The following is a 20,812-nucleotide window of genomic DNA, read 5'->3' on the forward strand; positions in this document are numbered from 1 at the left end:
AGCACCCATGCGTGGAAGCACAGACCCCGCCGGGCGTCCCGTGCCACCCGGGCCACCGGCCCCGCCGCCGCCCGAGCCGCCGTCCGGGCGGCTGGTGGCGTGGCTGGGCCGGTTCGGCCCGCTCGCCCTGGGTTACGCCGTGTTCCAGGCCCTGGTGGGTCTGCTGCCCGGCGGGCTCTTCGGGGACACGGCGCGCTACGCGCTCGCCGTGGTCAGCGGCGCCGGGACGGGCATCGCCGCCTGGCTGGCCGGCGCGCTGTTGCGGGCCAGGGCGGCGGCGGCCGACGGACCGGGCGGCGCCCTGGACGGCGTGCCGTCGCCCCGCCGGCCCTCGACGGGCGCCGCGGCGCCGAGCGCGGGGGACCCGGCGCCCGGCCCGCTGCCGGGGCTCTCCGCCGCCGCGTACGCGACGCTCGCCGACCGTCTGACCGTTCTCGACGATCCGCTGCGGGGCCGCCTCAAGGGCTGGCCGCACGCCCTCGACGAGCAGCCGGGCCCGGTGCGGCCCACGCCGACGGGCACCGCGTACGGCCTGCACATCGTCCTCGAACTCGGCATGCCGGACGGGCGGCTGCGCGCGGCGGAGCTGGTGGAGACGCTCTGGCGGCTGCGGCTGCCCGAGGGCGGCTGGGCGGCCCGCTCGCAGGGCGCGGTCGGCAGGCCCGAGGTGACCGGCCTCGTGCTCGGCGCGCTCGCGCGGGCGGGCGCGGACCCCCGGCTGCTTGCCGCGGAGGCGGAGCGGTGCACCGAACGGTTCAGCCGCGACCTCGAGCCCGCGGGTACCGAGCTGACCCATGTCGTCACCACGGTCCTGCGCGGACTGCTGCGCGCCGCGCCCGACTCGCCCGCCCTGCCGCTCCTTCGGGACGCGCTGGTCGACGGGGCCGTCACCGATCCGGCGCGCGGGCACCGGCGCTGCTGGGGCTCCCGGCTCACGCCGCCGCACGGCAGGGCGGTCGCGCCGTCCGCCGTGCACACCGCGCAGGCCGTCGTCGCCCTGGACCGGGCGGCGCGGGTGCTCGGCGAGGACACGAACGCGCGGGCCACGCGCGAGGAGGGCATCCGCTGGCTGCTCTCCTGCCCCGGCGCCGCGCACGACGGCTGCGACGACCTGGAGAGCGGCCACGAGACGGTGCGCCGCCAGCACCCCGTCGACGCCTCGCGCCACGAGGTGCTCTCCGTACGGCACTTCGCGGCGGCCTGGGTGGTACGGGCGCTGCTCACGCCGGGCGCCCCAGCGGTCGCCGCCGACGAGGACCGGGCGGCCGTCTGGCAGGAAATGCTGTCCGGCGCCGCCGCCTGTGTGTGGCGGCAGCAGGAGAACGGGATCTGGACGTGGGACGGTGGCGATCTCGCCCACCCGCTGTGGATGACCTATCAAGGCCTATCCGCACTGCGGGCACATGCCGTATGGATGTATCAGCCGGGGATCTGAGCCCCCGGCGCGGCGTGTGCGCGCGGACGAGGGGAGAGTGCATTGGGTGGTCGGCACGTCCACGACTCCAGGCGTCTCCTGACGAAGTTCCTCGACGGTCCGGCCGGTGACGAGCTGGTGCGGGCCGCCCGCGCGGCCGTGACCGAACTGGCCGCCCCGGGGCTGCTGTTGCCGCTGGTCCGGGAGCTGGCGTCCGGCGTCGGCGACCCCGCGGGGTGCGCGTCGCTCTCGTACCGCCACGTGCTCGGCTTCGACAAGCTGCTGCTCATCGACGGCGGGCCGCGGCACATGCTGCGCGCCCACGTGTGGCAGCCCGGCCGGGGCACGCAGGAGGACATCCACAACCACCGCTCCCCGCTGGCCTCCTGCGTGGTGCGGGGCGTGCTCGGCATGGAGCTGTACGAGCCGGTGGACCCCGGCGCGGCCGAGGGGGTCGCCACGGCCTGGTACCGGGAGTCCCTCTCGGTCGGGGATGCCGACTGGCTCCTTGAGCCCGCGGGCGGGGCGCGGCTGCGCCTGACGCAGAGCGCGCGGTACGCGGCGGGGAGCGGCTACGCGCTGCCGCCGCACGTCCTGCACCGCGCCTGGTGCGCCTCGTCGGGGCCGACGGTCACGCTGTTCCTGGAGACGGGGGCGGGGCGGCGGCGGTACACGGACGTGTTCACCGGTCCCGGCACGGAGGCGGACGGCGACGTGGAGGTCCCGGGCACGGGGACGGCCGGGCGCGCGGTGGCGAAGAAGCCGCTCGAAGTGAACGACTACCTGGCGGAACTCTCGGCGCTGGCCGATCTGCTGGACTGAAGGGCTGACGGCCGGAGCGGTGCCGGGTCGGCGTTCAGCCGCAGGCCTGGCGGACGATCTCGCGGTTGTAGTCGTCGATCTCGACCTTCGCGAGGTCGGTGGGGGCGAGCCAGCGGTGCTCCTGGTCGGGCAGGGGCAGCGACACGTCGAAGGTGAGGGGGCGGACCAGGAAGTTGTCCTGCCAGTTCTTCACCTCGTGCCCGCGGTAGGTGCTGAGGAAGGAGGATTCGCCGACCTTGCGGAGCACCTGGCCGAGCAGCCCCGTCTCCTCCTTGAGCTCTCTGAGGACACCGTCCCTTGGGCTCTCGTCCGGCTCCAGCTTTCCGCACGGAACGCCCCAGACGCCGGGCAGGAACCGCTCGGTCTCGCTGCGTCGCACGAGCAGCACGCGGCCGCGGAACTCCACGACGGCCGCCGCGAGCCGGTTGTCACCGGGATAGTCCATGTCCTCCAACGTAGCGGGGATCGGGAGGCCGTGACAGTCGGGACAGCGGCACTCGGCCACCGTTTCGCGTTCTCCCTGGTCGCGCCGGAGCGGAACGTAGACGTCCGTCAACAGGGTGTCGTAGTCCTTCACCCACACGCGTCGACGGAGCCGGTGCCGTGCCGGTGTCGTGCCGGTGCCCGCACGAGCCCGCGTACCGGTGGCGAGGTGTCCGATTCCTTCAAGACCGGCCTTCGGCCCCCTGCCTACGCTGCCGGCATGAACAGCACACCGACCTCACCCGCTGCCGCCCCCGCCCCCCGCTTCGACCTGATCGGTCTGGTCGTCTCGGACATGTCCGCCTCGCTCGCCTTCTACCGCAGGCTCGGCCTGGAGTTCCCCGCCGGATCGGAGAGCGCGCCGCACGTCGAGGCCGCGCTTCCCGGCGGTGTGCGCATCGCCTTCGACACGGAGGACACCGTCCGCTCCTTCCACCCGGGCTGGCGGCCGCCCGCAACCGCGGGCCGGATCGGGCTCGCCTTCCACTGCGCCACGGCCGCCGGGGTCGACGCGGTGCACGCGGACCTGACGGACGCCGGGTACCCGAGCGAACTCAAGCCGTTCGACGCGTTCTGGGGGCAGCGGTACGCCGTCGTGCTCGACCCCGACGGCAACGGCGTCGACCTCTTCGCGCCGTCGGCGTCCGCCTCAGCCCAGTAGCCGCGTCAGCGCCAGGCCCGTCAGCTCCTTGACGTCGCGGGCGAGGTGGGCCTGGTCGGCGAAGCCCGCGGCAGCCGCCGTGTCCGCGTAGGGCAGCCCGCCGCGGGCCAGGGCGAGCGCCCGCTGCAGACGCAGGATGCGGCCGAGCGTCTTGGGGCCGTAGCCGAAGGCGGGCAGTGAACGGCGGTGCAGCAGGCGGACGTTGACACCGGCCGCCGCCGCGGCCCCGGCGACCGAGCCGCCCGCGGCGAGGGAGGCGACGACGTGGGCGATGAGCGGGTCGGGCGGCCCGGCGTCGGCGGCACGCTCGACGGCGACCGACTCCAGGGCGGCCATCGGGTCGCGCGCGGCGTCCACCCGCTCGGCGAGGCGTCGCGCCCGGCCCGCGCCCCACAGGTCGGCGAGGTCCACACGCGCGTCGCGCAGTTCGTGCGCGGGCACGCCCAGGAGGGCCGGGGCCGAGCCGGGGAAGAAGCGGACGCCGACATACCGGCCGGGCCCGCCGCCGGGATCGTGCGCACGCGTGTCCGGGCCCGCGACGAACAGCCTGCCCTCGGTCCACAGCAGGTCCATGCAGCCGTCCGGCAGCACGGGCGACGGCGGGCGTCCTTCGCCGGGAGCGTCCGAGGAGGCGCGGGTCCACACGACCGCGCCGGTCAGCCGGGACGGCCGCTCCTGGTAGGCCCCCGGGACCGGGGCGCCGGCGCCGGTCTCCTGGATCATGTGCGAAAGGCTACGCCGCCGCGCCCTCGGTGCTCCTGCGGGCTGACCCCGTAGACCCGCTTGAAGGCACCGGAGAGCGCGAACGCGCTGCCGTACCCGACGCGGCGGGCTATGGAGGCGATGGTCAGCTCACTGTCGCGCAGCAGGTCGGCGGCGAGCGCGAGCCGCCAGTTGGTCAGATACGTCATCGGGGGCTCCCCCACCAGCTCCGCGAACCGCCGGGCCAGCGCGGCCCGCGAGACGCCCGCCTTCGCCGCGAGGTCCGCGATGGTCCACGGGTACGCGGGGTCGTCCTGGAGCAGGCGCAGGGCGTGGCCGACGACCGGGTCGCCCATCGCGCGGTACCAGGCGGGCGCCGCCGCCTCGGGGCGGGAGAACCAGGCGCGCAGCGCGGCGATCAGGAGCAGGTCGAGGAGCCGGTCGAGGAAGACGGACTGGCCCGGCTCGTCCTTGCCGATCTCCTCGGCGACCAGCGGCGTGAGCGGGCCACTGCCACACGTCACCGGGCAGGACGAGGAGCGGCGGCAGCGCGTCGAGGAGGCGGCCGGTGAGCTCGCCCCGCATCTGGTAGGTGCCGATCAGCATCTCCACGGAGCCGCTCGGCGACTCGCCCCAGGCGCGCGGGCCGAGGTCGCGGTAGCGCGCGACGGGCGCCCCGTCCAGCGGCACACAGCGCTCGCCGGGCCGGACCTCGGCGAAGGGCGGGGTGCCGACGTCGCCCGCGCAGGTGTAGTGGTCGGGGCCGCGGGCGATGGCGAGGTCGCCGGGGCCGATCCGCTGGGCGGGCGCACCGTTCTCCGGGGCGATCCAGGCGGTGCCGCGCACCATGATCATGACCGAGAGAGGGGCCTCGTCGGCGATGCGGACGGACCAGGGCGGGTCGAACAGCGCCCGGATCATGAAGGCTCCCCGGGCGCGGGGCCCTTCCAGAAGTCCGGCGAGTACGTCCATGCCGGCAGCGTAGACGCACGCGTATGGCCGTGAGCCTTTCGGCGATGGTCCCGTGACCCGCGGGCCGATTCACTGAAGCCATGACGACGAAGACGGCGCGCACGGCGCACACGAGCGACACGGCGGGCATGACGGTTCTGGTGACGGGCGCGACCGGGCGGGTGGGGCGCAGGGTGGTGGAGTCCGCCGAGGCGGCCGGACTCACGGTGCGGGCGGCCTCGCGGTCCGGCGCGGTGCGGTTCGACTGGGCGGACCGGTCGACCTGGGAGGACGCGCTGCGGGGCGCCGACGCGGCGCACCTGGCCTACCTGCCGGACGTCGGCGCGCCGGGCGCGGCCGAGACGGTCGGCGCCTTCGCGCGGCAGGCGGCCGAACTCGGCGTACGGCACCTCACGCTGCTCTCGGCGCGGGGCGAGCCCCAGGCGCACGCGACGGAGCGGGCGGTGCGGGAGGCGGGCGCCCGGTGGACGGTCGTGCGGGCCGGCTGGTTCGCGCAGAACCTCAGCGAGGGGCCGCTCCTGGACGGGATGCGGGGCGGGGAGCTGGTCTTTCCCGCCGGTGAGGTCCTTGAGCCGTTCATCGACGCGCGGGACATAGCGGATGTGGTGGTCGCCGCGCTGACCGGCGGCGACCGGTTCGCGGGCCGGATCCTCGATCTCACCGGGCCCCGGCTGCTTTCGTTCCGGCAGGCGGTGGCGGAGGTCGCGGCGGCGGCGGGGCGGGAGATCGCGTACGTCCCTGTGTCGGCGCGCGACTACGGGGCGGCGCTCACGGAGTTCGGGATTCCGGCCGCGGAGGCGGAGTTCCTGGTGGAGCTGTTCGAGACGAACCTCGACGGCCGCAACGCGAGGCTCTCGGAAGGGGTACGCGAGGTGCTGGGCCGGGAGCCCAGGGACTTCGCGGACTTCGCCGGGGAACAGGCCGCGGCGGGCACCTGGAAGAGGTGAGGCCGGGCCCGACGGAGCGAGGTCGCGGGGCTTCCCGGCCCCGCTCCTCAACCGCCGCAGGAGCCGTCTCCGCCGCTCCCCGTACCGTTGCGTTTCGCGTGTTTCGGCTGCTTCGTGGGCTTCGGGGGCGTACGCAGCCGGGACGACACGTCGTCCGGCGGCAGGAAGCGCGACCACCGTTCGGGGTACTCGGACGGCATCTCGGGGTCCTCGGGGTCGTCGTCGAGTTCCGCCATCGCCTCGCGCGCGGCGGCCGCGCGGGCCACCACCTCCACGGCCTGCGCCTCCCTTATGCGGTCGTTGGCGGCGCGCGCGGCCTTCGTCGCGACGGACGGCCAGACGCGGTCGATGGCCGCGTTGACGGCGGCGCCGACCAGGACCGCGAACGCCGAGACGCCGATCCACAGCAGCACGGCGACCGGGGCCGCGAGCGAGCCGTAGATGGTGGGGCCCTCGACCGTGCTGGTGAGGTAGATGCGCAGGAGGAAGCTGCCGAGCACCCACATGGCGAGCGCGATCAGCGCGCCGGGCATGTCCTCCACCCACGGCGAACGCACCGGCACGGACACGTGGTACAGCGTCGTCAGGAAGACGACGGAGAGGATGACGACGACCGGCCAGTAGAGGATCTGGACGACCGTCGTGGAGCCCGGCAGCAGGTTCACCACCGCGTCGGGACCCGCCACCATCAGCGGCAGCGCGACCGAGCCGATGAGCAGCGCCACGATGAACAGGCCGAAGGACAGCATCCGGGTCTTGACGATGCCGCGCACGCCGTCGAGGCCGTACATCACGGTGATGGTGTCGATGAAGACCGCCACGGCGCGGGAGCCGGACCACAGCGCGAAGAGGAAGCCGATGGAGATGATGTCGGGCCGGCTGACCCGCAACACGTCGTCCAGTATCGGCTCGGCGATCTGACTGACACCTTTGTCGGACAGGACCGTGCGGGACGCCTCCAGGATGTTGTTCTGGACGCTGGCGATGGTGTCGGCGCCCGTCCACCGGTCCACGTAGGCGAGCAGCCCGATCAGGCTGAGGAGCAGCGGCGGCACGGAGAGCAGCGTGAAGAACGCCGCCTCGGCCGCGAGCCCCAGGATGCGGTACTCGACGCACGAGTTGACGGTGTCCTTGAGCAGCAGCCAGGCGGTCCTGCGCTTGGAGACGTTCCGGTAGAGAGCGCGGGCCCGTTTCCAACGGCCAGAGGGCCGCCCGGGTGTTTCTTTTGCCTGGTGCACCTCCTTACCGTAGCGGCATGGCAGCCAGCACCCACACAGTGACCAACCAGGCTCCGCCCCTGGTGGGATATGACGTATTCACGTCCGACCGGGCCCTCGTGGAGGGCGTCGAGCGGCATCTGGACCCGGCGCTCCTGGATTCCGCCCGCGACGAACTCGCCCTCCTCGGCCGCTCCGCGGGTTCCGCCCAGGCACAGAGGTGGGGAAATCAGGCCAATGAGAATCCTCCCGTTCTGCACACACATGACCGCTACGGCCACCGGATCGACGAGGTCGACTTCCATCCCGCGTGGCACCGGCTGCTCGGCAAGGCCGTCTCCGCGGGTCTCACCGCCGCCTGGTCGCGGCCCGGCGGACATCTGCGGCGGGCCGCCGGCTTCCTGGTGTGGACGCAGGCCGAGGGGGGCCACGGCTGCCCGGTCTCGATGACGCACGCCGCGGTGCCCGCGCTGCGCGCCGACCCCGCGCTCGCCGCCGAGTGGGAGCCGCGGCTCACCTCGACGGTGTACGACGAAGGGCTGCGTCCCGCGTCGCAGAAGGCCGGTGTCGTCTTCGGGATGGGGATGACGGAGAAGCAGGGCGGCAGCGACGTGCGGGCCAACACGACGCGCGCGCAGGCGCTCGCCGAGGACGGGACGTACGCGCTCACCGGTCACAAGTGGTTCTGTTCCGCGCCCATGTCCGACGGGTTCCTGGTGCTCGCGCAGGCCGAACGGGGGCTGACCTGCTTCCTGGTGCCGCGGGTCCTTGAGGACGGCTCGCGGAACGCCTTCGCCATCCAGCGGCTCAAGGACAAGCTGGGCAACAGGTCCAACGCGTCCAGCGAGGTCGAGTTCGACGGGACGTGGGCGCGCCGGGTCGGCGAGGAGGGGCGCGGGGTGCGCACCATCATCGGGATGGTGGCGGCGACCCGGCTCGACTGCGTGATCGGTTCGGCCGCGCTGATGCGGCAGGCCGTGGTGCAGGCGGTGCACCACACGACGCACCGGGAGGCGTTCGGCGGCAAGCTCGTCGACAAGCCGCTGATGCGCAACGTACTGGCCGATCTGGCCCTCGAGTCCGAGGCGGCCACGACGCTCGCGCTGCGGCTCGCGGCGGCGTACGACGACGGGAGCGAGCAGGAGCGGGCGTTCCTGCGGCTCGCGGTGCCCGCCGCGAAGTACTGGGTGACCAAGCGGTGCACGCCCATGGTCGGCGAGGCCCTGGAGTGCCTCGGCGGCAACGGCTATGTGGAGGAGTCGGGCATGCCGCGGCTGCTGCGCGAGGCGCCGCTCAACTCCATCTGGGAGGGGTCGGGCAACGTCCAGGCGCTGGACGTGCTGCGCGCGCTGCAGCGCGAGCCGCAGGCGCTCAACGCGTTCCTTCAGGAGGTCGGGGCGGCGCGCGGCGCCGACCACCGCCTGGACGGCGCGATCAAGGACCTGCTGACCGAACTGGCCGACCTCGACGGCATCGAGGGGCGTGCGCGCCGCCTGGTCGAGCGCATGGCGCTGGTGCTCCAGGGGTCGCTGCTCGTGCGGTACGCGCCTTCGGAGGTCGCCGACGCGTTCTGTGCCTCACGGCTCGGCGGGGACTGGGGCGCGGCCTTCGGCACGCTGCCGCACACGCTGGATCTGGCCGCGGTGGTGGAGCGGTCCGCTCCGGCGCTCTAGAGCCGCTCCGGGCCGATACGGGGGTGGTGCCGCGCCGACACGGCACCACCCCCGTCTCTCAGGCCCCTTGAGGAGCGTGAACACCGCACGGGCGGTGTTGTCGTCCACACTTGAGGACCGCTCAGCCGTTGGCCAGAGTTGCAGGAGGTTGCAACTCGCTGTGCCGTCCGCCCGCTTCCTCGCCGATGCATCCCCCAGGGACGTGCCCAAGGGGCACGATGGAACGCCCCCCTACACACTGGTCTGGCCGGAAAGGACCCAGTGGTCATGAACGCCCCGCCGACGATCGACCTCGCGCGGATAGCCGGGATGGACCTCGCGCACGCCGCGCGGCTCCTGACGGGGGTGCGCGACGCCACGCTCTCCGGCCGGCGGCCGCGGGTCCTGCCGCGCCCGGTGATCGGCGACTCGTGGGGGCGGATGATGCTCGGCGGGGTCGACCCGGACCGCGACGTCCGGTCCCGGCTGCTCAGCGAGGAGGAGCTGGAGGAGCGCCGCCGCGCCTCGCCCCTCGCGGAGGTCCTGCCCGTCCTGCGCGACGCCCTGGTCTCCGTGGCGGACGCCGCGCAGCACATCATGGTCGTCTGCGACGCGGACGCCCGGGTGCTGTGGCGCGAGGGCAGCGCCGCGGTGCTGCGCAAGGCGGACTCGCTCGGCTTCGAACTGGGGGCGGACTGGGGGGAGAGCGTCGTCGGCACGAACGGGATAGGCACTCCGCTGGTGGTGCGCAGACCTGTGCAGGTGTTCTCCGCCGAGCACTTCGTGCGCACCCACCATGCCTGGACGTGCGCGGGCGCCCCGGTGACCGATCCGCGCGACGGCCGGCTGCTCGGCGTCGTCGACGTCAGCGGGCCGCTGCGGACCGTCCACCCCGCCACCCTCGCCCTGGTCGACTCGGTGGCCAAGCTCGCCGAGGCCCGGCTGCGGGACCGGCACGTGACGGCGCTCGGCCGGCTGCGCGCGGTGGCGGCCCCGGTGCTCGCCAGGATCGAGGGGCGGGCGCTAGCGGTGGACGTGCACGGCTGGACCGCCGCGGTGACGGGCATGCCTCCGGCGGACCGCCTGGCTCTGCCCAAGGCCTTCGGCGCGGGCCGCACCTGGCTCCCCTCGCTCGGCTCCTGCGTGGCGGAACCCCTGCCAGGGGGCTGGCTGCTGCGGCTCGACGACCCCGGCGACACGCCGCGCCCGGTCGCCGCGACCCGGCTCGTCCTGGACGTCAGCAGCCCGCGCCGGTGGACGCTCGCGGTGCTCGGCGGCGCCCGCGACTGGACCCACGACCTGAGCCCGCGCCACGCGGAACTGCTCTATCTGCTCGCCACCTGCCGCACGGGCCGCACCGCTTCGGGCCTGGCCGAGGACATGTTCGGCGACCCGGCGCGCACGGTGACGGTCCGCGCCGAGCTCTCCCGGGTGCGGCGCTACCTCGGCGGTCTGCTCGCCCACCGGCCCTACCGCTTCCCCGAGGACGTCGACGTCGAGGTGATCATGCCGGAGCGTCCGGTGGACCTGCTGCCCCACTCGATGGCGCCCGCGGTCCGCGCGGCGCGGCACGGGGCGGAACCCTGAGCGACGCCCGCACGGCTCCCGCGCCCCGTAAGAGCCTGTCTTTGAACCCCCGTCGCCCCGCGCGAGCCCCCAACCCCGTGACGCCCGCGGGCCCGTGATTCTCTGTGCCCCATGAGTCTCACTGTCACCACTTGGTCCCTGGAGCAGACGTCGCCCGCCGACCTGCTCCCGGCCTCCGCACCCGACGGCGACATCCGGATCGTGCGCGCCGAAGTGCCCTCGCCCGAATTCAGCAGGTTCCTGTACGCGTCCGTCGGCGGGGACATCCACTGGACCGACCGGCTCCCGCTCACCTACGCCGAGTGGCAGAAGCTGCTGGACCGGCCGGGCGTGGAGACGTGGGTCGCGTACGACAGGGGGACGCCCGCGGGGTACGTGGAGCTGGCCGCGCGGGGTGAGCAGGGGGACGCGGCGGAGGGCGTCGTCGAGATCGTCTACTTCGGGCTGCTGCCCGCCTTCCGGGGGCGGCGCATCGGCGGCCACCTCCTCTCGTACGCGACCGCGCGCGCCTGGGACCTGGCCGAGCGGTGGCCGGGCCTCGCCCCGACGGAGCGGGTCTGGCTGCACACCTGCTCCAAGGACGGGGAGCACGCGATGGACAACTACCGGCGGCGCGGCTTCACGCTCTTCGACACCAAGGTCGAGCAGGAGGCCGACGCGCCCGCGCCGGGCCCGTGGCCGGGTGCCCACCGCGGCTGACCCGCTCCATGGAATGCCCCGGTCCGCTGTGACCGATGACACCCCTGCCCACACTTCGGGACAGGGGTGTCCACATCTTGGATAATGCTGGACTGGGCCGAAAGTCCCGTGACACGCTTCCGGCATGGACCGCACTGGAAACGCCTTGGTGAGTCGACGTCACGTCGACCTCGGCCGCATGTCCAGCGCCATGTGTCCGGCTTGCTGATCGACTCAGCACCGCCGCTCCCCGCTTCCTGATTCCGCTCTCCGCGCAGCGTCGCGCGCGCATTTCCGCATGTGTCAGAGCTTTGCGGTCATGTGCCATACCCGCAGGTCAGAGCTGCTCACCCGCTGCCCCGAAGGACTTACCACCATGGCCGCCACGCCAGAAAAGCCTGCCCCAGCCACGCCCCGTCGCAAGGCGAGCCGTCACCGCGGTGAGGGCCAGTGGGCCGTCGGTCACTTCACGCCGCTCAACGGGAACGAGCAGTTCAAGAAGGACGACGACGGTCTCAATGTGCGGACACGTATTGAGACGATCTATTCGAAGCGTGGATTCGACTCCATCGACCCCAACGACCTGCGCGGACGCATGCGCTGGTGGGGCCTCTACACCCAGCGCAAGCCCGGGATCGACGGCGGCAAGACCGCGATCCTGGAGCCGGAGGAGCTGGACGACGAGTACTTCATGCTCCGGGTGCGCGTCGACGGCGGCCGGCTGACCACCGAGCAGCTGCGCGTCATCGGCGAGGTGTCCCAGGAGTTCGCGCGCGGCACCGCCGACCTCACCGACCGGCAGAACATCCAGTACCACTGGATCCGCATCGAGGACGTCCCCGAGATCTGGCGCCGCCTCGAAGCGGTGGGGCTCTCGACGACCGAGGCCTGCGGTGACACACCCCGCGTGATCCTCGGCTCGCCCGTCGCCGGTGTCGCCGAGAACGAGATCATCGACGGCTCCCCCGCCATCGACGAGATACAGCGCCGCTTCATCGGCAACCCCGAGTTCTCGAACCTGCCGCGCAAGTTCAAGACGGCGATCTCCGGGTCCCCGCAGCTCGACGTCGCGCACGAGATCAACGACGTCGCCTTCGTCGGCGTCGACCACCCCGAGCACGGACCCGGCTTCGACCTGTGGGTGGGCGGCGGCCTGTCCACCAACCCCAAGCTCGGCGTGCGCCTCGGCGCCTGGGTGCCACTCGACGAGGTGCCCGACGTGTTCGGCGGCGTCATCGGCATCTTCCGCGACTACGGCTACCGCCGCCTGCGCAACCGCGCCCGCCTGAAGTTCCTCGTCGCCGACTGGGGCCCGGAGAAGTTCCGGCAGGTCCTTGAGGACGAGTACCTGCTGCGCAAGCTCGTCGACGGGCCGGCGCCGGAGCAGCCCGCCGACGTCTGGCGCGACCACCTCGGCGTCCACCGCCAGCGGGACGGACGCTTCTACGTCGGCTTCGCGCCCCGCGTCGGCCGCGTGGACGGCGCCACCCTCACGAAGATCGCCGAGGTCGCCGAGGCGCACGGCTCGGGCCGGCTCCGCACCACCGCCGAGCAGAAGATGATCGTGCTCGACGTCGCGCAGGAGCAGGTCGACCCGCTCGTCTCCGCCCTTGAGGCGCTGGACCTGCGGGTCAATGCCTCGCCCTTCAGGCGCGGCACCATGGCCTGCACCGGCATCGAGTTCTGCAAGCTCGCCATCGTCGAGACCAAGGCGCGCGGCGCCTCGCTCATCGACGAACTGGAGCGCCGCATCCCGGAGTTCGACCAGCCAATCACCATCAACATCAACGGCTGCCCCAACGCCTGCGCCCGCATCCAGGTCGCCGACATCGGCCTCAAGGGCCAGCTGGTCCTGGACGACGAGGGCAACCAGGTCGAGGGCTACCAGGTGCACCTGGGCGGCGCGCTCGGCCTGGAGGCCGGCTTCGGCCGCAAGGTCCGCGGCCTGAAGGTCACCGCCACCGAGCTGCCCGACTACATCGAGCGGGTCCTGGGGCGCTTCCAGGCCGAGCGCGAGGACGGCGAGCGGTTCGCCGCCTGGACGGCCCGCGCGTCCGAGGAGGCCCTCAAGTGAGCGAGCGTGCCGCCCCCTTCCACTGCCCGTACTGCGGCGACGAGGACCTGCGTCCGAACGAGACCGGTCACGGCGCCTGGGAATGCGCGGCCTGCAATCGCGCCTTTCAGCTGAAGTTCCTCGGGCTGCTCGCCCGGGGCGTTCAGCACACCAGCGGTGGAGAGGACCGGACATGACGACCGCTCAGGACCAACTGCGGTACACCGAGGACGAGTTGAAGGCACTCGCCGAGCAGGCAGGGCGCGACCTGGAGGACGCATCGGCCCTGGAGATCCTCCAGTGGGCCGCCGACACCTTCGGCGCGCGGTTCTGCGTGACCTCGTCCATGGAGGACGCCGTCGTCGCCCACCTCGCCGCGCGGGCCAGGCCCGGCGTCGACGTCGTCTTCCTGGACACCGGCTACCACTTCCCGGAGACCATCGGTACCCGCGACGCCGTCGAGGCCGTGATGGACGTCAACGTCATCACCCTGACACCGCGTCAGACCGTCGCCGAGCAGGACGCCGAGTACGGCCCGAAGCTGCACGACCGCGACCCCGACCTCTGCTGCAGGCTGCGCAAGGTGCAACCCCTGACGGAGGGCCTCGAGGGGTACGCGGCATGGGCGACCGGGCTGCGCCGCGACGAGTCGCCGACCCGCGCGAACACCCCGGTCGTCGGCTGGGACGAGAAGCGCCGCAAGGTCAAGATCTCGCCGATCGCCCGCTGGAGCCAGGACGACGTGGACGCGTACGCCGCCGAGCACGGCGTCCTCACCAACCCGCTCCTGATGGACGGCTACGGCTCGGTCGGCTGCGCCCCCTGCACCCGCCGACTCCTCGCGGGCGAGGACTCCCGGGCCGGCCGCTGGGCCGGGAACGCCAAGACCGAGTGCGGGATCCACGGATGACCGCGGCACAGCGAGAAGTTCAGGAGAAACACGTGACGACCGGAGCCACCGTCTGGCTCACCGGCCTGCCCAGCGCCGGCAAGACCACCATCGCGTACGAACTGGCGGGCCGGCTGCGCGCGGAGGGCCGCCGCGTCGAGGTGCTCGACGGCGACGAGATCCGCGAGTTCCTCTCGGCGGGCCTCGGCTTCAGCCGCGCGGACCGGCACACCAACGTGCAGCGCATCGGCTTCGTCGCCGAACTCCTCGCCCGCAACGGCGTGCTGGCGCTCGTACCGGTCATCGCGCCGTTCGCGGACAGCCGCGAGGCGGTCAGGAAGCGCCACCAGGAGACCGGCACCGCATATGTCGAGGTGCATGTCGCGACGCCGGTCGAGGTGTGCTCCGTACGCGATGTGAAGGGCCTGTACGCCAAGCAGGCGGCGGGCGAGATATCCGGGCTCACCGGTGTCGACGACCCGTACGAGGAGCCCGACTCGCCCGATCTGCGCATCGAGTCGCAGGACCAGACCGTGCAGGAGTCAGCGGCGGCCGTGCACGCGCTGCTCACCGAGAGGGGTCTCGCATGACGACCGTCGCAGGCGTCTCCGAGGAGACGGACAGCCCGTACGCGCTCAGCCACCTGGACGCCCTGGAGTCCGAGGCGGTGCACATCTTCCGCGAGGTGGCGGGCGAGTTCGAGCGGCCGGTGATCCTCTTCTCCGGCGGCAAGGACTCCATCCTCATGCTGCACCTGGCGCTGAAGGCGTTCGCCCCGGCGGCGGTCCCCTTCTCGCTCCTCCACGTCGACACCGGGCACAACTTCCCCGAGGTCATCGAGTACCGCGACCGCGTCGTCGCCGAGCACGGGCTGCGGCTGCACGTCGCCTCCGTGCAGGAGTACATCGACGCGGGCAAGCTGCGCGAGCGCCCCGACGGCACCCGCAACCCGCTGCAGACCGTGCCGTTGACGGAGAAGATCCAGAGCGAGCGGTTCGACGCCGTGTTCGGCGGCGGGCGGCGCGACGAGGAGAAGGCGCGCGCCAAGGAGCGGGTGTTCTCGCTGCGCGACGAGTTCTCGCAGTGGGACCCGCGCCGCCAGCGCCCCGAGCTCTGGCAGCTCTACAACGGCCGGCACGCGCCCGGCGAGCACGTCCGCGTCTTCCCGCTCTCCAACTGGACCGAGCTGGACGTCTGGCAGTACATCGCCCGCGAGGAGATCGAGCTCCCGGGCATCTACTTCGCGCACGAGCGGGACGTCTTCAAGCGCTCCGGGATGTGGCTGACCGCCGGGGACTGGGGCGGCCCGAAGGAGGGCGAGACGGTCGAGCGGCGGCTGGTCCGCTACCGCACGGTGGGCGACATGTCCTGCACCGGCGCCGTCGACTCCGACGCGACGACGCTGGAAGCCGTCATCACCGAAATCGCCGCGTCCCGCCTCACCGAGCGCGGAGCCACCCGGGCCGACGACAAGCTCTCCGAGGCCGCGATGGAAGACCGCAAGCGCGAGGGGTACTTCTAACCATGAGCAACAGCACCACCGAGCCCGTACAGCCGCTCTCCACCGAGCAGTTGTCGGCCACCACCCTGCTGCGGTTCGCCACCGCGGGCTCCGTCGACGACGGCAAGTCCACCCTGGTGGGCCGCCTGCTCCACGACTCCAAGTCGGTCCTCACCGACCAGCTGGAGGCCGTGGAGCGGGTCTCGCAGGACCGCGGCCAGGCCGCCCCCGACCTCGCGCTGCTCACCGACGGCCTGCGCGCCGAGCGGGAGCAGGGCATCACCATCGACGTGGCGTACCGCTACTTCGCCACGGCGCGGCGCCGGTTCATCCTCGCCGACACCCCGGGCCACGTGCAGTACACCAGGAACATGGTGACCGGCGCGTCCACGGCCGACCTCGCCGTGGTCCTCGTGGACGCCCGCAACGGCGTCATCGAGCAGACCCGCAGGCACGCCGCCGTCGCCGCCCTCCTGCGCGTCCCGCACGTCGTCCTCGCCGTGAACAAGATGGACCTCGTCGCGTACGAGGAGAAGGTGTTCGCGAGGATCGCCGAGGAGTTCACCGCGTACGCGAGCGAGCTGGGCGTCCCGGAGATCACCGCCATCCCGATCTCGGCGCTGGCCGGCGACAACGTCGTGGAACCGTCCTCCAACATGGACTGGTACGGCGGCCCGACCGTCCTGGAGCACCTGGAGACGGTCCCGGTCAGCCACGACCTGGCCTCCTGCCACGCGCGCCTGCCCGTGCAGTACGTGATCCGCCCGCAGACCGCCGAACACCCCGACTACCGCGGCTACGCGGGCCAGATCGCGGCCGGCACCTTCCGCGTCGGCGAGTCCGTGACGGTGCTGCCGTCCGGCCGCGGCTCGACGATCACCGGCATCGACCTGCTCGGCAAGGCGGTGGACGTGGCCTGGACGCCGCAGTCCGTCACCCTGCTCCTGGCCGACGACATCGACATCTCGCGCGGCGACCTGATCGTGCCGAGCGGCGACGCCCCGCCGACCACGCAGGACATCGAGGCGACGGTCTGCCACGTGGCGGACACCGCGCTCACCGTCGGCCAGCGGGTCCTGCTCAAGCACACCACCCGTACGGTCAAGGCGATCGTCAAGGAGATCCCGTCGCGGCTCACCCTCGACGACCTCTCCCAGCACCCGGAGCCCGGCCGGCTCGTCGCCAACGACATCGGCCGCGTGCGGGTCCGCACCGCCGAGCCGCTCGCGGTCGACGCGTACGCCGACTCGCGCCGCACCGGTTCCTTCCTGCTGATCGACCCGGCGGACGGCACGACGCTCGCGGCGGGCATGGCGGGCGACGCGTTCGCCGCGGCCGCCGACGCCGCGGTGGAGACCGCCACGCCCGCGGACGACGAGGGCTGGGACTTCTGAGATGAGGTACGCCGACGTGTTCGCGACGTTCGCCAAGGAGGGCGGCCGCATCGGCAGCGGCGCCCTCGGCAGCGGGCAGGGCGGGGTCTCCCGATGTGCGCGCTGACGTACGCGCACCGCATGCGCGCCCTCGCCCGCCCCCGCTCCGGGGGCCGCTCCGTACGACGACGAAGACCTGCCGACCTCCCGGCCACGCCCTGACGGCGTGCGTTCCGGGCCGACGAGAGGACCCCCTCCCGTGCCTGCCCCACGTACCCGAATCGCCGCCCTGACGGCGCTCCCCCTCCTTGCCCTGGCGCTCGGCGCCTGTGGGTACGGCTCCGACACCGACTCGGCCGACGAGGGCAAGGCCAAGGTCGCCGCCGGCGCCAAGAAGATCGACGGCCTGGACAGCGTGAAGATCGGGTACTTCCCGAACCTCACCCACGCCACCGCCCTCGTCGGCAACCAGGAGGGGCTCTTCCAGAAGGAACTCGGCGGTACGGAGGCGAAGTACTCCCAGTTCAACGCCGGGCCCTCGGAGATCGAGGCGCTCAACGCGGGCTCCATCGACATCGGCTGGATCGGCCCGTCGCCCGCCATCAACGGCTACACCAAGTCGCAGGGCAAGAACCTGCGGATCATCGGCGGCTCGGCGTCCGGCGGCGTGAAGCTCGTGGTGAACCCCGAGAAGATCAAGTCGCTGAAGGACGTCAAGGGCAAGAAGATCGCGACGCCGCAGCTCGGCAACACCCAGGACGTGGCCTTCCTCAACTGGATCTCCGAGCAGGGCTGGAAGACCGACGCGCAGAGCGGCAAGGGCGACGTGTCGGTGGTCCGCACCGACAACAAGATCACCCCGGACGCCTACAAGTCCGGCTCGATCGACGGCGCCTGGGTCCCGGAGCCGACCGCGTCCAAGCTGGTCGCCGAGGGCGGCAAGGTGCTGCTCGACGAGGCCGACCTGTGGCCGGACAAGAAGTTCGTGATCACCAACATCATCGTGCGGCAGGAGTTCCTCAAAGAGCACCCGAAGGTCGTGGAGGCCGTGCTGCGCGGCGCCGTGAAGACCAACGCGTGGATCGCGAAGAACCCCGAGAAGGCGAAGGCCGCCGCGAACGCCCGCCTGAAGGCCGACGTCGGCAAGCCGCTGCCCGCGGGCGTGCTCGACCCGGCGTGGAAGTCGATCAGCACGACCGACGACCCGCTGGCCGCGACGCTCGACGCGGAGGCGGACCACGCGGTCAAGGCCGGTCTCCTGGAGAAGCCCGATCTCAAGGGCATCTACGACCTCGGCCCGCTGAACAAGGTCCTGAAGGCCGCGGGCAAGCCCCCGGTCGACGACGCCGGCCTCGGCGTCAAGTAGCCCCGCAAGACGACCGTTCCCAGGAGGTGACGACCATGGCTACCACCCTCGCCAAGGCCGCGGAGGACGTCCGCACCACGGCCGCGCACGCCGCAAGGATCGAGCACGTCTCGAAGTCCTTCGGCGGCCCCGCCGGGCCCCAGCTCGTCCTGGACGACATCACGCTCGACGTCGCGCCGGGCGAGTTCGTCACCCTCCTGGGCGCCTCGGGCTGCGGGAAGTCGACGCTGCTCAATCTGGTCGCCGGGCTCGACAAGCCGTCCGCCGGCACCATCACGACGGATGGCCGCCCGGCCCTGATGTTCCAGGAGCACGCGCTCTTCCCGTGGCTGACCGCGGGCAAGAACATCGAACTCGCCCTGCAACTGCGCGGCGTGGCGAAGGCCGAGCGCCGCCCGAAGGCCGAGGAGCTGCTCGAACTCGTCCGGCTGCGGGGCGCGTACGGCAAGCGGGTGCACGAGCTGTCCGGCGGCATGCGCCAGCGCGTCGCGCTGGCCCGCGCGCTCGCGCAGGACAGCAGGCTGCTCCTGATGGACGAGCCGTTCGCGGCGCTCGACGCGATCACCCGCGACGTGCTGCACGACGAACTGACCCGCATCTGGCGCGAGACGAACGTCTCCGTCCTCTTCGTCACGCACAACGTCCGCGAGGCCGTGCGCCTCGCGCAGCGCGTCGTGCTCCTCTCCTCGCGTCCCGGCCGGGTGGCGCACGAGTGGCGGGTCGACATCGAGCACCCGCGCCGCATCGAGGACACCGCCGTGGCGGAACTGTCCGTCGAGATCACCGAACAACTGCGTGGGGAGATCCGCCGCCATGGCCAGCACTGAGACGACCGGCCCGGTCAAGTCGGCCGGGGACGGCCAGGACCTCGCCGGTCTCGAGGCGGGTCTGGACGCGCTGGAGTCGAACGCCGGGCCCACCCGTACGCCGGTGCGCGAGGTCCTGGTGCAGAAGGTCCTGCCGCCGCTCACCGCGGTGCTGCTGGTGCTCCTCGTGTGGCAGGGGCTGGTCACCTTCGACATCGTCGACGACCCGAGCAAGCTGCCCTCGCCGTCCGCCGTCTGGGACGAGGTGCACGCGGCCTGGGTGCAGGGCACGCTCCTCGACTACATCTGGACCTCCGTCTCGCGCGGGCTGCTCGGCTTCCTGCTCGCCCTCGCGATCGGCACGCCGCTCGGCCTCCTCGTGGCCCGGGTCCGGTTCGTCAGGGCCGCGATCGGGCCGATCCTCTCCGGCCTGCAGTCCCTGCCCTCCGTGGCGTGGGTCCCGCCGGCGGTGCTCTGGCTCGGTCTCGAGAACAGGATGATGTACGCGGTCATCCTGCTCGGCGCGGTGCCCTCCATCGCCAACGGCCTGGTCTCCGGCGTCGACCAGGTGCCGCCGCTGTATCTGCGCGCGGGCCGCACACTCGGCGCGACGGGCCTGCGGCACACCTGGCACATCGTGCTCCCGGCGGCGCTGCCCGGCTATCTCGCGGGGCTCAAGCAGGGCTGGGCGTTCTCGTGGCGCTCGCTGATGGCCGCCGAGATCATCGCCTCCTCGCCCGAACTTGGCGTGGGCCTCGGCCAGCTCCTGGAGAACGGCCGCAACGCCAGCTCCATGCCCATGATCTTCCTGGCCATCTTCCTCATCCTCATCGTCGGCATCGCCATCGACCTGCTCATCTTCAGCCCGCTGGAGCGGCGCGTCCTGCGCAGCCGCGGCCTCCTCGTGAGGAGCTGAACCGCCGTGAACCGCCCCGTACTCCTCCTCATCGCCCACGGCAGCCGCGATCCGCGGCACGCCGCGACCGTGCGCGCGCTGGTGCGCCGGGTGCGCTCACTGCGCCCGGGACTGCGGGTGGAGACGGCCTTCCTGGACTTCGACGCACCGACCGTTCCCGATGTGCTGGAGAGGCTCGCCGCCGAGGGCGTGCGCGACGTGGTGGCCCAACCGCTGCTGCTGACCCGGGCGTTCCACGCCAAGTCGGACATCCCCTCGGTGCTGCGCGAGGCGCCGTCCCGCCTGCGCGTCCGCCAGGCCGCGGTCCTCGGCCCCTCCCCGCTGCTCCTGAGCGCCCTGGAGCAGCGGCTGTACGAGGCGGGGCTCGACCCCGCCGACAAGCCCTCGACCGGGGTCGTGCTGGCCTCGGCGGGGTCATCGGACCCGGAGGCGATCGCAGTGATCGCTGACATCGCGCGGGAGTGGCGGCACACCGGTTGGTGCGCCGTGCGGCCTGCGTTCGCCTCCGCACCGCTGCCCCGCACGGAGGACGCCGTGCGGGCACTGCGGGCCGTGGCGGGGGTGCGGCGGGTGGCCGTCGCGCCCTACGTCCTGGCTCCCGGCTTCCTGCCGGACCGCATCGCGCGGGGCGCGGCCGACGCCGACGTACTCGCCGACGTGCTCGGTCCCGCTCCCGCGGTGGCCCGACTGCTCCTCCGGCGCTATGACGAGGCCTATGCCCCTGGCACCTGCCCCGTTGGTCCCCTGGCGCGGATTCCCGCACTGGCCTAGCT

General features: G+C 72.8%; 21 protein-coding genes and 1 pseudogene. 18 read left to right on the top strand and 4 right to left on the bottom strand.

Annotated features, from left to right (window positions below; genetic code table 11):
* The first annotated feature begins 7 nt into the window (after nucleotides 1-7).
* Nucleotides 8-1,435, top strand: a complete 1,428-nt coding sequence (locus tag ACFVYR_RS04760; protein WP_384248470.1) for a hypothetical protein — start codon at nucleotides 8-10, stop codon at nucleotides 1,433-1,435.
* A gap of 42 nt (nucleotides 1,436-1,477) precedes the next feature.
* Nucleotides 1,478-2,236: a hypothetical protein gene (locus ACFVYR_RS04765; protein ID WP_384248472.1), complete on the top strand. Its 759-nt coding sequence runs from the start codon at nucleotides 1,478-1,480 to the stop codon at nucleotides 2,234-2,236.
* A gap of 34 nt (nucleotides 2,237-2,270) precedes the next feature.
* Here ACFVYR_RS04765 and ACFVYR_RS04770 read toward each other — a convergent pair whose 3' ends face one another.
* Nucleotides 2,271-2,681 (bottom strand): NUDIX hydrolase, encoded by a 411-nt coding sequence (locus tag ACFVYR_RS04770; protein ID WP_384248474.1) that lies wholly within the window; start codon nucleotides 2,679-2,681, stop codon nucleotides 2,271-2,273.
* Between the two features lie 258 nt (nucleotides 2,682-2,939).
* Between ACFVYR_RS04770 and ACFVYR_RS04775 the strand changes: the two genes are divergently transcribed.
* Nucleotides 2,940-3,380 carry a VOC family protein gene (locus tag ACFVYR_RS04775; RefSeq protein WP_384248476.1) on the top strand — a complete coding sequence of 147 codons (441 nt, stop codon included), beginning with the start codon at nucleotides 2,940-2,942 and terminating at the stop codon, nucleotides 3,378-3,380.
* On the opposite strand, the gene ACFVYR_RS04780 is transcribed toward ACFVYR_RS04775, so the two are convergent.
* On the bottom strand, nucleotides 3,369-4,103 hold the full coding sequence (locus ACFVYR_RS04780) for a helix-turn-helix domain-containing protein (RefSeq protein ID WP_384248478.1): 735 nt from the start codon (nucleotides 4,101-4,103) through the stop codon (nucleotides 3,369-3,371). The two genes, ACFVYR_RS04775 and ACFVYR_RS04780, sit on opposite strands and share 12 nt — an antisense overlap.
* Nucleotides 4,100-5,054: pseudogene (locus ACFVYR_RS04785) on the bottom strand (AraC family transcriptional regulator). Before ACFVYR_RS04785 ends, ACFVYR_RS04780 begins: the two are co-directional and overlap by 4 nt.
* A gap of 80 nt (nucleotides 5,055-5,134) precedes the next feature.
* Between ACFVYR_RS04785 and ACFVYR_RS04790 the strand changes: the two are divergent.
* Nucleotides 5,135-6,001, top strand: a complete 867-nt coding sequence (locus tag ACFVYR_RS04790) for an NAD(P)H-binding protein (RefSeq protein ID WP_384248480.1) — start codon at nucleotides 5,135-5,137, stop codon at nucleotides 5,999-6,001.
* A 47-nt stretch (nucleotides 6,002-6,048) separates the two neighbouring features.
* Here the strand turns inward: ACFVYR_RS04790 and ACFVYR_RS04795 are convergent, their stop codons facing one another.
* Nucleotides 6,049-7,239 carry a YihY/virulence factor BrkB family protein gene (locus ACFVYR_RS04795; RefSeq protein ID WP_384248482.1) on the bottom strand — a complete coding sequence of 397 codons (1,191 nt, stop codon included), beginning with the start codon at nucleotides 7,237-7,239 and terminating at the stop codon, nucleotides 6,049-6,051.
* Between the two features lie 17 nt (nucleotides 7,240-7,256).
* Here ACFVYR_RS04795 and ACFVYR_RS04800 point away from each other — a divergent pair, with 17 nt between their 5' ends.
* The 14 genes from ACFVYR_RS04800 (at nucleotide 7,257) to ACFVYR_RS04865 (ending at nucleotide 20,810) form a co-directional block, all read left to right on the top strand.
* The gene (locus ACFVYR_RS04800; RefSeq protein WP_384248484.1) at nucleotides 7,257-8,891 is read left to right on the top strand and encodes an acyl-CoA dehydrogenase family protein; all 1,635 of its coding nucleotides are present in this window, start codon (nucleotides 7,257-7,259) and stop codon (nucleotides 8,889-8,891) included.
* Between the two features lie 267 nt (nucleotides 8,892-9,158).
* Complete coding sequence (locus tag ACFVYR_RS04805) at nucleotides 9,159-10,457, top strand: GAF domain-containing protein (protein WP_384248486.1); 1,299 nt, start codon at nucleotides 9,159-9,161, stop codon at nucleotides 10,455-10,457.
* 111 nt (nucleotides 10,458-10,568) lie between these two features.
* A complete protein-coding gene (locus ACFVYR_RS04810) occupies nucleotides 10,569-11,156 on the top strand; it encodes a GNAT family N-acetyltransferase (protein WP_384248488.1) in 588 nt (195 codons plus the stop codon).
* 124 nt (nucleotides 11,157-11,280) lie between these two features.
* The gene (locus tag ACFVYR_RS04815) at nucleotides 11,281-11,364 is read left to right on the top strand and encodes a putative leader peptide (protein ID WP_317850486.1); all 84 of its coding nucleotides are present in this window, start codon (nucleotides 11,281-11,283) and stop codon (nucleotides 11,362-11,364) included.
* 147 nt (nucleotides 11,365-11,511) lie between these two features.
* A complete protein-coding gene (locus ACFVYR_RS04820; RefSeq protein ID WP_384248490.1) occupies nucleotides 11,512-13,209 on the top strand; it encodes a nitrite/sulfite reductase in 1,698 nt (565 codons plus the stop codon).
* The gene (locus ACFVYR_RS04825) at nucleotides 13,206-13,385 is read left to right on the top strand and encodes a hypothetical protein (protein WP_384248491.1); all 180 of its coding nucleotides are present in this window, start codon (nucleotides 13,206-13,208) and stop codon (nucleotides 13,383-13,385) included. Before ACFVYR_RS04820 ends, ACFVYR_RS04825 begins: the two co-directional genes overlap by 4 nt.
* Entirely contained in the window at nucleotides 13,382-14,098 is a 717-nt protein-coding gene (locus ACFVYR_RS04830; RefSeq protein WP_384248493.1) for a phosphoadenylyl-sulfate reductase, read from the top strand. The genes ACFVYR_RS04825 and ACFVYR_RS04830 overlap by 4 nt, the downstream gene beginning before the upstream one ends.
* The gene (gene cysC, locus ACFVYR_RS04835) at nucleotides 14,095-14,667 is read left to right on the top strand and encodes an adenylyl-sulfate kinase (protein ID WP_384248494.1); all 573 of its coding nucleotides are present in this window, start codon (nucleotides 14,095-14,097) and stop codon (nucleotides 14,665-14,667) included. The genes ACFVYR_RS04830 and cysC overlap by 4 nt, the downstream gene beginning before the upstream one ends.
* On the top strand, nucleotides 14,664-15,599 hold the full coding sequence (gene cysD, locus ACFVYR_RS04840; protein ID WP_384248496.1) for a sulfate adenylyltransferase subunit CysD: 936 nt from the start codon (nucleotides 14,664-14,666) through the stop codon (nucleotides 15,597-15,599). Before cysC ends, cysD begins: the two co-directional genes overlap by 4 nt.
* A 2-nt stretch (nucleotides 15,600-15,601) precedes the next feature.
* Complete coding sequence (locus ACFVYR_RS04845; protein WP_384248498.1) at nucleotides 15,602-16,972, top strand: sulfate adenylyltransferase subunit 1; 1,371 nt, start codon at nucleotides 15,602-15,604, stop codon at nucleotides 16,970-16,972.
* Nucleotides 16,973-17,210: 238 nt separating this feature from the next.
* On the top strand, nucleotides 17,211-18,317 hold the full coding sequence (locus ACFVYR_RS04850) for an ABC transporter substrate-binding protein (protein WP_384248499.1): 1,107 nt from the start codon (nucleotides 17,211-17,213) through the stop codon (nucleotides 18,315-18,317).
* Between the two features lie 35 nt (nucleotides 18,318-18,352).
* Nucleotides 18,353-19,144: an ABC transporter ATP-binding protein gene (locus tag ACFVYR_RS04855; protein ID WP_384248501.1), complete on the top strand. Its 792-nt coding sequence runs from the start codon at nucleotides 18,353-18,355 to the stop codon at nucleotides 19,142-19,144.
* Entirely contained in the window at nucleotides 19,131-20,039 is a 909-nt protein-coding gene (locus ACFVYR_RS04860) for an ABC transporter permease (RefSeq protein WP_384248503.1), read from the top strand. The genes ACFVYR_RS04855 and ACFVYR_RS04860 overlap by 14 nt, the downstream gene beginning before the upstream one ends.
* Before the next feature lie 6 nt (nucleotides 20,040-20,045).
* Nucleotides 20,046-20,810 (top strand): sirohydrochlorin chelatase, encoded by a 765-nt coding sequence (locus ACFVYR_RS04865; protein ID WP_384248504.1) that lies wholly within the window; start codon nucleotides 20,046-20,048, stop codon nucleotides 20,808-20,810.
* Nucleotides 20,811-20,812: the final 2 nt, after the last annotated feature.

The organism is Streptomyces sp. NPDC058284, from assembly GCF_042881135.1.
Lineage (GTDB): Bacteria > Actinomycetota > Actinomycetes > Streptomycetales > Streptomycetaceae > Streptomyces.